The organism is uncultured Ruegeria sp., from assembly GCF_947500045.1.
Taxonomy (GTDB): Bacteria; Pseudomonadota; Alphaproteobacteria; order Rhodobacterales; family Rhodobacteraceae; genus Ruegeria.
The window spans coordinates 564,228-576,729 of sequence record NZ_CANMQQ010000001.1 but is presented as its reverse complement, the minus strand read 5'-3'; the positions used below and the strand labels follow the sequence as shown (position 1 = coordinate 576,729).

General features: G+C 57.5%; 9 protein-coding genes. 3 read left to right on the top strand and 6 right to left on the bottom strand.

Features of this window, described 5'->3' with window-relative positions; genetic code table 11:
• Positions 1-15: 15 nt before the first annotated feature.
• The gene (gene serS / locus Q1B46_RS02945; protein ID WP_299944545.1) at positions 16-1,311 is read left to right on the top strand and encodes a serine--tRNA ligase; all 1,296 of its coding nucleotides are present in this window, start codon (positions 16-18) and stop codon (positions 1,309-1,311) included.
• Positions 1,312-1,359: 48 nt separating this feature from the next.
• On the opposite strand, the gene Q1B46_RS02940 is transcribed toward serS, so the two are convergent.
• From Q1B46_RS02940 to Q1B46_RS02920, 5 genes are all read right to left on the bottom strand, one after another.
• Positions 1,360-1,950 (bottom strand): helix-hairpin-helix domain-containing protein, encoded by a 591-nt coding sequence (locus Q1B46_RS02940; protein WP_299944543.1) that lies wholly within the window; start codon positions 1,948-1,950, stop codon positions 1,360-1,362.
• A gap of 75 nt (positions 1,951-2,025) precedes the next feature.
• Positions 2,026-3,012: a fatty acid desaturase gene (locus Q1B46_RS02935; protein ID WP_299944541.1), complete on the bottom strand. Its 987-nt coding sequence runs from the start codon at positions 3,010-3,012 to the stop codon at positions 2,026-2,028.
• Positions 3,013-3,177: 165 nt separating this feature from the next.
• Positions 3,178-4,641 (bottom strand): ribosome biogenesis GTPase Der, encoded by a 1,464-nt coding sequence (gene der / locus Q1B46_RS02930; protein WP_299944539.1) that lies wholly within the window; start codon positions 4,639-4,641, stop codon positions 3,178-3,180.
• 49 nt (positions 4,642-4,690) lie between these two features.
• Positions 4,691-6,013, bottom strand: a complete 1,323-nt coding sequence (locus Q1B46_RS02925) for a PQQ-like beta-propeller repeat protein (RefSeq protein WP_299944537.1) — start codon at positions 6,011-6,013, stop codon at positions 4,691-4,693.
• A 41-nt stretch (positions 6,014-6,054) separates the two neighbouring features.
• Positions 6,055-6,726 (bottom strand): hypothetical protein, encoded by a 672-nt coding sequence (locus Q1B46_RS02920; RefSeq protein ID WP_299944536.1) that lies wholly within the window; start codon positions 6,724-6,726, stop codon positions 6,055-6,057.
• 226 nt (positions 6,727-6,952) lie between these two features.
• Here Q1B46_RS02920 and Q1B46_RS02915 point away from each other — a divergent pair, with 226 nt between their 5' ends.
• Positions 6,953-8,176: an efflux RND transporter periplasmic adaptor subunit gene (locus Q1B46_RS02915; RefSeq protein ID WP_299944534.1), complete on the top strand. Its 1,224-nt coding sequence runs from the start codon at positions 6,953-6,955 to the stop codon at positions 8,174-8,176.
• Positions 8,173-11,949: an efflux RND transporter permease subunit gene (locus Q1B46_RS02910; protein ID WP_299944532.1), complete on the top strand. Its 3,777-nt coding sequence runs from the start codon at positions 8,173-8,175 to the stop codon at positions 11,947-11,949. The genes Q1B46_RS02915 and Q1B46_RS02910 overlap by 4 nt, the downstream gene beginning before the upstream one ends.
• 59 nt (positions 11,950-12,008) lie before the next feature.
• On the opposite strand, the gene Q1B46_RS02905 is transcribed toward Q1B46_RS02910, so the two are convergent.
• Positions 12,009-12,422, bottom strand: a complete 414-nt coding sequence (locus tag Q1B46_RS02905) for a DUF2147 domain-containing protein (RefSeq protein ID WP_299659773.1) — start codon at positions 12,420-12,422, stop codon at positions 12,009-12,011.
• Positions 12,423-12,502 lie beyond the last annotated feature (80 nt).

Below are 12,502 nucleotides of genomic sequence, written 5' to 3'. Positions count from 1 at the left end.
TTAAGGATCTGAACCATGCACGACATCCGCGCCATTCGCGAAAACCCTGCCGCCTTCGACGCCGCTCTTGCGCGCCGCGGGGACGCGCCGGTGTCGTCAGACCTGCTGAGGCTCGACGAAAGCCGCCGGGCCAAGATATTGGCGGCCGAGACGGCGCAGGCCGAACAGAACAAGCTCTCCAAGGAAGTGGGTGCCGCCAAGGCGCGCGGGGATGAGGCTGAGTTCGAACGCCTCCGTGCGCTTGTGGCCGAGAAAAAGGCTGAAGTCGCCCGGATGCAGACCGAGGCCAAAGATCTGGACGCTTTGCTGGCTGATCAGCTGGCCCGCATCGCTAACTTGCCCGCCGACGATGTCCCCCAGGGGGCAGGCGAAGATGACAATGTCGAGGTAAATCGCTGGGGCTCTCCGCGTAATTTCGATTTTGCCCCGAAAGAGCACTTTGACATCCCCGCCGTTGCAGCCGCGATGGATTTCGAAACCGCCGCGAAGACCAGCGGCAGCCGTTTTGTGAACCTCAGCAAAGGCATAGCTCGCGTTCATCGAGCCTTGGCGCAATTCATGCTCGACACGCATGTCGACAAAAACAACCTGACCGAAATGCAGACACCGGTGCTGGTACGCGACGAGGCGATGTACGGCACGGACAAGCTTCCGAAGTTCGGCGAAGATAGCTATCAGACCACCAACGGCTGGTGGTTGATTCCGACATCCGAGGTCACGCTGACCTATTCGGTTTCTAGCGATATTCTGAACGAAAGCGCCCTGCCCATTCGCATGACGGCCCACACCGTCTGCTTCCGGTCCGAGGCCGGTAGCGCAGGTAAGGACACCGCCGGAATGCTGCGACAGCACCAGTTTGAAAAGGTCGAGATGGTTTCGGTCACGCATCCTGACAAATCGGATGAAGAGCAGAAACGCATGTTGCGTTGTGCGGAAGACTTGCTGGAACAGCTTGGTATCCCCTATCGCACCGTCATCCTGTGCACCGGCGACATGGGATTCGGGGCGCGCCGCACCTATGACATCGAGGCATGGCTACCCGGTCAGGACACCTATCGCGAGATCAGCTCGGTCTCGACAACCGGTGATTTCCAGGCCCGCCGCATGAATGCACGCTTCCGCCCTGAGGCCGGTGGCAAACCGGAATATGTCCATACATTGAATGGCTCGGGTCTAGCCGTTGGCCGCTGCCTGATCGCGGTGCTTGAAAACGGTCAGAACGCGGACGGGACGGTCACCCTGCCCGAAGTGCTGGCACCTTATCTGGGGGGCAAGCTGACCCTTCAGACCGACGGCACACTGGCATTATAAAACCAGCGCAAACGGGCGCCGGTATCTGATCACGCAAGGCGGAGAAAATTACTTTTTCTTCGCCTTTTTCTTATCCTTCTTCTTTCCAGACGTCTTGCCGGACTTCTTCTTGTCATCCGACTTCTTGGCGTCTTTTTTGGACTTCTTGTCTTTCTTGCCCTTTTTGGACTTTTCCTTGACCTTCTCTTTGGCCTTGGAAAATGCCGCCTCCATTTCGGATTTCTTCTTGGCGGCTTTCTCGGCCTTGGCTTTGGCTTTCGCCTTCTTCTTAGCCTTCGCTTCAGCCGCAGCCTGTTCCGCCGCAGCGCGTTCCTCTGCCGCCTTTCGATCAGCCTTGGCCTTTGTTGCGGCCGCATTGCTCTTTGCTGTTGCTCGGCGTATCGCAGATTGCCGCGTTGCTGGTATTCTGGTTTTCGCCGGTCCCGCGGGCTTAGCTGCAGCCGGTTTCGATTTGGCGTTGGCCACCTCTTTCGCTGCAGCTGCAATCAGCCGCGCAGCGCGTGCTGTACCGATGCGAGGGATCGCGGACAGGTCTTCGGGGCTGGCCATGGCCATGGCCTCGGCCGTTTTGTAGCCCTTGGCGCTTAGCGCCTGTGCCAGCACTTTTCCTACACCACGCACATCGGTAACTGCGGTCATTTTGGTTCCTTTCGTTGTCTCCTGCCAATCATGTACACACACACGTCAGCAAGAGCATTTTATCGAGATTTAGGTCTACCCGCTTTCGGCCAGGCGATGGTCGGCGGTTCGGTTGGGAAATGGGACAAGCCTTTTGGCTTCTTCATCCCAGAGTTTCAGGTTCAGCGCCGCCACGGCTTCGGGAAACTTGATCCGACGCGGCGTGTATTCGGGTGGAAGGTTATAGTGGCATGCCCGCAGCCGGTAAGACGGGATACGCGCGTTGAAATGGTGAATATCGTGCAATGTGATGCACGCCACCGCATTGTCAAACCACCAGCCAAAATCCAAGGCCGACGATCCGTCCAACGCTGCCAGCTTCGGGTCCAGATCGGGCCGACGATCCCAATAGGTATCTTCGAAATTATGCTGCAAATACACTAGAAACACACCCAGCATCCCACCCAGCAACGAGAACACCAACCAGACCAGAATGCCCGTACTACCTGCAATCAGATAGAGCAGCCCGAGGAACACAATGATTGAGAGGTTGTGCAGCAACACGCCCATAACACCAAACCGAACCGTGTTTTTGGGCCAGCGATAACGGATGAAATAGGTGAACAGCGCACCGACCGGCACCAGAATGAAGGGGTTTCGGTAAAGCCTGTAAAACAATCGCGTTTTCCAGTCAGCCTCGTTCCATTCGCGCACCGTCATCGTGTGGATTTCGCCGGTCTCACGATGCTCAAGATTGCCGATGCCAGAATGATGCAGATTGTGATTCTGTTTCATCACCTCAAACGGCGCGAAGGTAAACGGCGACAGCCCATGACCGGCCCATTCATTCTGGGTGCGCGTCTCAAACAGCGAATGATGCCCGCAATCATGCTGCAGCACGTAAAGACGTACGGCGGAGAAAGCAAAAACGATCCCCGCAGGGATCATGATATACCAGCGGTCGACAAAGGTGATCGCCAATGCCAGCGATGCGAAGTAGGCCGCAAATGTTCCGAAATAGCTGAGTGCGGCAAGACGGTTGTCCTGCACAGCGTATTGTCTTGTATATTCTCTCAGGTCCATCACGCCCGCTCCCCAGGGTGGTCCGGTTAATTGCAGTACCAAAATTAAGTGCGGAATCCCCGCAAACAAGCAGCGCGTGCGAAAACAAATGCACGCGATTGAATGCTAACGTGATGCGCGGGGACTGTCACGCCCCCTGAGTGAAAACGCTTAAAATTGGCGCAGTTACGCGCGGCCCTTGAGATGCTTGGCTAACGCGCCCGCGTTTTTCTTGCGCCGCCCTTTGTAGGGGTTCTTGTCCCCCTGCCCGCGCAGCGTCAGCCGGATCGGAGTGCCGGGCATATCGAAATCTTCGCGCAGACCGTTGACCAGATAGCGGCTGTAGCTTTCGGGCATTTTGTCGGGATGCGAGCACATGACCACAAAGCCCGGCGGGCGGGTCTTGGCCTGGGTCATATAGCGCAGCTTGATCCGGCGGCCCTGCGGCGCGGGCGGTGGGTGCTGCTCTAGCATCGAGATCAGCCAGCGGTTCAGCGCCGCTGTCGGGACGCGGCGGTTCCAGACATCATGGGCACGCAGGATGGCGGCGCGCAGACGCTCTAGCCCGCGACCCGTTTTGGCCGACACCGTTATCAGTGGCGCACCGCGCAACTGAGGTAGCAGACGCTCAAACGATTCTTTCAGGTCGCGCAGTTTTTCCTGTTTGTCGTCTTCTATGTCCCATTTGTTCACCGCGACAACCACAGCGCGGCCCTCACGTTCGGCCAGATCAGCAATGCGCAAATCCTGTTGCTCGAACGGGATGGCTGCATCCAACAGGACCACGACGACCTCGGCAAACTTCACCGCACGCAGGCCGTCAGAGACCGACAGTTTCTCAAGCTTCTCCTGCACTTTGGCCTTTTTTCGCATCCCGGCAGTATCGAATATCCGCATCGGTGTGCTTCCACCCTCGGGGTCGGCCCAATCGAGCCGCAGGCTGATTGCATCGCGTGTAATTCCGGCCTCGGGGCCGGTCAGCAGGCGTTCTTCGCCTACGATCTTATTGATCAAGGTCGACTTACCCGCATTCGGCCGCCCGACAACGGCGACCTGCAGTGGTTTGGCAGCAGTGATCAGGGGTGTTTCGCCCTCGCCATCCTCATCCAATTCAATGTTGGTTTCAGGAGTATGGTCGACCGCTTGCTCGTCAGCGGCATCGGCCAACGGCATCAGATGTGCATAAAGGTCGGTCATCCCTTCGCCATGCTCACCTGACAAACGGACCGGTTCACCCAGTCCGAGGTTGTAAGCTTCAAGCACGCCTGCATCAGCTGCGTTGCCCTCGGCTTTGTTTGCAGCAAGGATCACGTGTTTCGAGCGTTTGCGCAGGATCTCAGCGAACATCTCATCCGTGGGGGTCAGCCCGACGCGCGCGTCAATCATGAACAGACAGACATCCGCCATGTCCACTGCGCGCTCGGTCAAACGACGCATCCGACCCTGCAGGCTGTCATCGGTTGCGTCCTCAAGACCCGCCGTATCAATAACGGTAAAGCGCAAGTCGCCCAGACGTCCTTCGCCTTCGCGCAGGTCGCGTGTCACGCCGGGCTGGTCGTCGACCAAGGCCAGACGTTTGCCCACGAGGCGATTGAACAGGGTGGATTTGCCCACATTCGGGCGCCCCACGATGGCGAGGGTCAGCGACATGATATTCAACTTTCAAGACTCAAGATGCGCCCTTTAGCGCATCTTGCCGTCAACGGAAAGCGTGCAATTCGCCCTTCGTCGACACGACATACAGTGTCTGACCCGCCACAACAGGTGCGGTGGTTGCACCACCCGGCACGTCGATCTGATGCACCAAAGCCCCATCAACGGGGTTGAAGAAGCGCAGATAGCCGTCGTTCGAGGCAACAACCAACCTTCCACCGGCCAAGATCGGGCCATAGTGGGCAAAGATAGGACCACGACGGCCCGGCTTGTTCTTAACGAAGCCCGGCAAGTCAATCGCCCAGATGATCGAGCCATCTGCAGCATCCAAGCGCACCAACTGACTACGGTCGCTGATCAGGAAGACACTGTTTCCTGCTGGCCAAACCGTGTCGACGGCACCTTCCAGCGCGGTCCAGTTCCGCTCACCCGAACCAGAATCGAAGGAAACCGTGCGACCCGAATGATTGCCGATAAGTACCGAATTGCCGGATACCATCGGCCCTGCAGTCACGTCCACGATCTGAGCTGCCGCGCGGCCTCGGCGTCCACCGGCCACCGATGCGTTCCAGCGCAGGATACCACCCTGGCGGAAGGTGGCTGCAACATCACCCGATCCAAAGGCAAAGACCGACAGATCAGAGGCAATGACCGGAGCAGGCGCGCCCAGCACGTTACCCACGCTCGGCGTACCGTCGATCTGCCAGATAATACGACCATCCTTGGTATTTACGGCCCAGCCGGTTTCATCCCCTGCCACCAGATAGAGTATTCCGCCACTGACCAATGGTGCACCGCTGCCGGTTGCGTTCAGACGTTTCTGCCATTTCTGCGCGCCTGTCTTTGCGTCCAAAGCCGTCAGGCGACCAAAACCGGAGGAAACGTACAGCACCCCATCCGCATAAGCGAGGCCGCCGCCCGTGGCGTCGGCGTCCTTTTCATTCGGCGGAATCAAATTGGTGCTCCAGGCGACCTGCCCCTGCGGCGTCACCGCAGATACAGTCGCGCCGGAATCCAGCGTGAAGATCAATCCGCCAGCAACAACCGGGTCTGCTGTGATCCGCTGTTTCCGGCTATCACCAGACCCGATATTCGCGGACCAGACACGCTGCGGAGTAGCATTCAATGCCGCGTTGGTGGTACGGAAGTTTGGCGTACCCGGACTTTGTGACCAGCTTGCATTACGGCTTTGCGCCGGAAGGCTGATCGGCTTGGCACCACGCGTTTCCACAATTTCGTTGTCTTCAACGGCGCGAATATCCTCACGCTCACCGGGGAGGATGATTTCAGGCTCCTGACAAGCGCCTAATGCGGTCAGGGCAACCGCCGCAGCGGGCAATCCAAAGCGTGAGAAATAACGTGCTACCATATTCTACAAACTCGCCTGTGATGTTCCGTTTCGCTGCCGCGTTAACCCTGCTGAGTTGCGACAGGCTCGGGCTCACCCCCAAGCGCTATGATAAGCTGTGCCGCGCGCTGCTGCAGATCGACGCTGGCCTCAGCGTCCTGGCGCAAAGCCTGCAGCCGATCCAGAGCGGCCTGCGTATTTCCTTCGGCTACATCAATTAGGGCCAGCTGTTCCTCGGCGAGCAGTCGCAAAGGCGCGCCAGGTATCGCGAGCGCTTCAAACTGCTGGCGGCGATCTGCGACCGGCATCGTATCGGTTTGTAGCAACAAGGCCTTGAAACTTGCAATCGCGCGGTAGATTTCAGGCAAATCCCCCTGCGTGGCGATCGCGTTTAGGCTGTTCACGGCATCCTGCCGGGACCCTGCATCGGTCTGCGAGGCAGACAGCAACATGTTCAAAACCGCATCGCCTCCGACGGATGAGGCATCAACAGCTTGCAGGCTGCTGGCCCGTTGGGCTGATTCATTTTCGGCCAATGCTGACAGAATCGCATCGCCCAGCGCCTGGGCCTGATTGGTATCGCGGGCTTTGCGGTATTCGTTGAACGCCGCCCCCCCGACAATCGCTACGACAGCGACAACACCAACCCAGCCCCAGCGGCGCAGCAGCAGGTACATGCGATCGCGGCGCACCTCTTCGGTGACCTCATCAATAAAACTTTCGACGTCGCTCATTCCTGCCCCCAGGCTTAAGAGTCCGGTTTTCTAGCGCCATGTCATACCCCGGCGTACGGGCCAAGCCAAGTGCCCGAATTCACACATTTGCCAAGACAGGCGTGACACTTGCGTAAAAAACCAAACCGAACTATTCAGTTCAGTATGGAAAAGCTATGGCTCTGCCCCTATTTCAAGGCACAAAGGCCACAGCCCGACGCGTGAACAGATCTGGAGAATGTCCCGCATGCGATTGATTTCACTCGTTAACGCCGTTTTGGTGATTATTGCATTGTATTTCCTTGTGTTTGAACGCGATGCGCTATTTGCGTTTGCCGGTCGCGGAGATGAGCCGACTGATACCGTGACCGAAGTATCAGAATCAGAACCAGCGCCAGATTCGATTGGTGTTGTCGTGCTCCGTTCGACCTCGCGCGAGATCGGCAGCGCGGTTCAATTGCGGGGTCAGACCAAGGCAAACCGTCAAGTCGAAGTTCTGGCCGAGACAATTTCAACCGTTGTATCCGAGCCAAAGCGCAAGGGGGCATTTGTCGAGGCGGGCGATCTGCTGTGCGAACTTGACCCTGGAACCCGCCCCGCAAGCCTGGCCGAAGCGATGGCTGCAAAGCTTGAAGCAGAAAGCCGCGTTCCCGAAGCCGAGGCTCGCATCGAAGAAGCGCATGCCCGTCTCGCTGAGGCAGAAATCAATTTGAAGGCAGCCCGCAAGCTGTCTGAAACCGGCTTCGGATCGGAAACACGCCGTATTTCAAGCGAAGCTGAGATGAGCACTGCCAAGGCTGGAATTAAATCCGGCGAGGCGGGTTTGGAAGCAACGCAAGCAGGCATTCAGGCCGCCACAGCAGCGGTCGAAGCAGCACAACGCGAGTTGGATCGCCTTACAATTGAAGCTCCGTTCAAAGGATTGTTGGAAAGTGATACCGCCGAATTGGGCAGCCTGATGCAGCCGGGATCACTATGCGCAACCGTCATTCAGCTTGACCCAATCAAGCTGGTTGGTTTCGTACCCGAAACCGAGGTGAACCGCATCATCGTCGGCTCTATGGCGTCGGCGCAGCTGGTGACGGGTTTACAGGTCGAAGGGCGCGTGACTTTCCTCAGCCGTTCTGCTGACGAAACCACCCGAACCTTCGAGGTCGAAATCACCGTTCCCAACCCTGAGCTGCTGATCCGCGATGGCCAGACCGCCAACATTCAGATCGCCGCCGAAGGAGTTAAAGCACATTTGCTGCCGCAATCTGCGCTGACCCTGAACAATGAAGGTGAGCTGGGCGTTCGCACTGTCATTACTGACAATGTGGTTGATTTTGTTCCGATCCGCCTGCTGCGCGATACGGCCGACGGCGTTTGGGTCGGTGGCCTGCCGGAGACAGCGGATGTTATCGTGATCGGGCAAGAATTCGTGACCCGGGGCGTCACGGTCGCGCCGACGTATAGGGAAGCATCGCAATGACGGGTATCGTCAGTTGGGCCGCTGGCCGCGCCAGAATGGTTCTGGCCTTCATCGCGATCTCGCTGGTTATTGGCGGGTTCGCCTATGTCGGGCTGCCAAAGGAGGGTGAGCCGGATATCGAAATTCCGATGCTTTTTGTCTCGGTTTCCTTTCCCGGTATTTCGGCAGAAGATTCCGAGAATCTTCTGATCAAGCCGATGGAAACCGAACTGGCGGACCTTGATGGTCTCAAGGAAATGACGGCCACCGCCGCCGAAGGCTATGCCGGTATAGCGCTTGAATTTGATTTCGGTTGGGACAAGACAGCAATCACCGCCGATGTGCGCGATGCCATGAATAGCGCCCAGGCAGATTTCCCCGATGGGGCCGAGCAATATACGTTGACCGAGATTAACTTCTCGGAATTCCCTATCGTCATCGTCAACCTGACTGGCCCGGTACCAGAGCGCACGATGGCGCGCATAGCCAAAGACCTGCAGGACGATCTGGAGTCGCTGGATTCGGTACTTGAGGCCGGTATCGCCGGTAACCGCGATGAAATGCTTGAGGTCGTGATCGATCCGCTGCGGTTGGAAGCCTATAATGTGACAGCCGATGAACTGATCAATGTGGTCAGAAACAACAACCAGCTGATCGCCGCTGGTGAGGTTGAAACCGCTCAGGGCACATTCTCGGTCAAGATCCCATCGTCCTTCAAGACCGCGCAGGACGTCTATGGCCTGCCCGTCAAGGTGAACGGTGATCGGGTCGTGACGCTGGGTGAGTTGGCCGAGATCAACTATACCTTTGAGGATCGCGAAGGGACCGCCCGCTTCAACGGCGAAGCCACCGTGGCGCTACAAGTCGTAAAGCGTAAGGGCTTTAATCTGATCGATACTGTTGCGCTGGTTAAAACTACCGTGGCAGATGCGCAGACCAAATGGCCGCCCGAGCTTCAGGCTGCGGTCGATGTTGGCACTTCGAACGATCAAAGCCGTATTGTGGGCTCCATGGTCAGCCAGCTTGAAGGGTCGGTGCTGACCGCGATTGCACTGGTGATGATCGTGGTCCTGGCTTCGTTGGGGACACGGGCGGCATTGTTGGTGGGCTTTGCGATCCCAACCTCGTTCCTTCTGTGCTTTGCCTTCCTTGCCGTGATGGGGATCAGCATTTCGAACATTGTGATGTTCGGATTAATCCTGGCGGTGGGTATGCTCGTCGATGGTGCAATCGTTGTGGTCGAATTCGCCGATAAGCGCATCAAAGAGGGCGTCGGCCCGATGCACGCCTATGTGGAAGCTGCGCAGCGTATGTTCTGGCCCATCGTCTCATCGACCGCAACGACACTCTGTGCGTTCCTGCCAATGCTGTTCTGGCCTGGCATTCCGGGCGAGTTCATGGGGATGCTGCCGGTCACGCTGATCTTTGTTTTGTCGGCCTCGCTGATCGTTGCACTGATCTATCTGCCTGTCATGGGCGGTGTATCCGGTCGGATGAGTCGAAACTTCGAACGCAGCTCGAACTGGCTGCGGGTGCGGACCCCATGGTGGCTACGGGTGCTTCTGGTGCCGCCGTCGCTGTACCTGATTTTCCTTGGTGCGATGCAGATCCTGAACCCCGATTACCTTCTGCCCGGCGGCTCGCTCGTCGGGGCGCTCATGTTTATGTTCGGCGCCTTCGCAGGCTCGGTCACGCTGAGTGCTGCCAAGATCGAACGCGCCCCGGATGAACATGTGCATACCACGAAAGAGCACACGCCCTTTGGTTATGTCATCAAGTTTCTGGTCGGCAATCCGGTCATGCCAGTGGTGTCCATTGCGGTCGTCTTTGCGCTTGTCTTCTGGATCGCGTTCATCCTTTTCCCTCAGAACGCTCGCGGGGTGGAGTTCTTTGTCGAGAGCGAACCGGAACAGGCCACTGCCTATGTCCGGGCGCGAGGAAACTTGTCTCTGATAGAAAAGGACGAAATGGTTCTTGAGGCCGAGCGGGTGATCAGTGCCCATCCGGCGGTGATCAACGTATTCGCTTTTGCGGGTCAAGGTGGCTTGGATCAAAACAATGGTGGTGCCTCTGCCCCGGCGGATACCGTGGGTCGCGTTCAGTTTGAGATCATTCCATGGGAAGACCGGCCAAACGTGTCGGAACCCATTGCCTGGGGTCTGTTCGACCGGCACGTGGTTGCCCCGGAATATGATGGTGATTTCGTACTGGATGAACTGAACGCCGAATTGGCGAAGATCCCCGGATTTGTGGTTGAAATTTTGGCGCTCGAGCAAGGTCCTGCCTCTGCCAAACCCGTTCACCTACGGATCAAGGGCGAAGGCTGGGAGGATTTGACAGCCGCAACGCTTACGGCACGCGAGGCCTTTGATAATACCCCCGGTCTGATCAAGATCGAAGACACCCTGCCCCTGCCCGGCATCGACTGGCAGATCGATGTCGACGTGGCCAAGGCGGGCCGGTTCGGCGCGGATGTCGCCACCGTTGGTGCAATGGTGCAGCTTGTGACGCGTGGCATCCTGTTGGGTGAGATGCGCCCGGAGTCTACCGACGAAGAAGTTGAAATCCGTGTACGCCTTCCTGATCAGGATCGCGTTTTGTCGACATTGGATACGCTCAAAGTCCGCACACCAGATGGGTTGATCCCTCTGTCGAACTTCGTCACCCGCCAACCCGTGGCCAAACTGGCCGAGATCAACCGCGTGGATCAACAGCGGTATTACGATGTAAAGGCGGATGTCGAACCGGGCCTCAGCAAGATTGTCTCCACCAGCCCGGACGGTGCCGAACAGCGACTGGCGACCGTTCGTGCGATCGCTGAAGGTGAAACTGCAGCCGGGACCACGATCTCCAATGCGGATGGGACCGAATTCGAGCTTGTGCAACTGACGGGCGCCGAGAACGTGGGCGAACTGCGTTCAGCAATCGATAGCGGCGACGCCCGTTTTGCGCTGATCAATCCTAACGAACGGATCGCAGTGTTGACCGAATGGCTGGAAACCGACCCATTCGCGCGCACCATTGCATGGGAATGGACCGGTGATCAGGAAGATCAGGCAGAAAGTCAGGCGTTCCTGTCCAGCGCATTTCTGGCTGCCTTGGGCCTGATGTTCGTGATCCTGCTGGCGCAGTTCAACTCGTTCTACAACTCTGTGCTGGTTTTGCTGGCCGTCGTCCTGTCCACAACGGGTGTGTTGCTGGGAATGATGGTAATGCAACAACCGTTCTCGATCATCATGACCGGGACCGGGATCGTTGCGCTGGCGGGGATCGTGGTGAACAACAATATCGTGTTGATCGACACCTATCAGGAATACAGTGGTTACATGTCGCGTATTGATGCCATCGTTCGCACGGCCGAGGCGCGTATCCGTCCGGTTCTATTGACCACGCTCACGACTATGGCCGGCTTGACCCCGATGATGTTCGGCCTGTCGCTGGATTTCATCGGCGGTGGCTATTCAATCGACAGCCCAACCGCGCTTTGGTGGAAGCAGCTGGCAACCGCCGTAGTCTTTGGCCTTGGTACCGCCACAGTACTGACGCTGATCGTAACCCCATCGTTCCTGGCGCTGCGGGTGTGGGTCACAACTTACGCCGTTTGGCTGGGTAAGGCACTGGCGCGCGCGACGGCAGGCCGATCCAGCCAGATCGCTCAGGATATGGCCATCGGCCAAAGTGCGAAGAAAATGCAGGCGACCGAGATTGTTTGGAACGAGGGCAGCGCATCAGACGCCAAGCCGGACGCCGAACCGGGTCACCCGCCTACATCTCCACTGAAAGCCGCGGAATAAACAAAATGGCGAGCTCCAAGAGCTCGCCATTTTACTTATTGGTTTCTGCGAATTCGAACTTAGTTGCCGGACAGGCGCGTCCAAGTCTGGTGCCCACACACAAGGTGTTCGCATCCTTTTACCGTTAGGGTATTGCCTGAAAGCGTGATCTGCGGATCGACATCCACATCGATCAATGGGACCCAAAAATCCCCGCCACCATATTTCCCTTCGCCTTTGCTTGCCACATCCCAGAAAAGCTGCTTTCCGATATTGGGGGTTTTCACCTCTTTACCGGAACTATCATAGGCCGACAGGATTTTACCGCAGAACTTGCCTTTGCACTCGGATATTTGGATATGCGAGATCAAATTCTTGCGGTCCGGCTGCGTTTTCCACACACCCTCGATCGGGTCTGCGAAAGCCGTTGAGGCGAACGCCAGTCCAGCGATGAAGGCCGGCACCATGGTAATGTGCGAAATGGCTAGTTTCATTCTCTACGTCTCCCTCTTCAGGACGTCAGCCCTGGCTTGATTTGGTCTTGCCTGATCCTGACCCGATAACTTGCAAAATG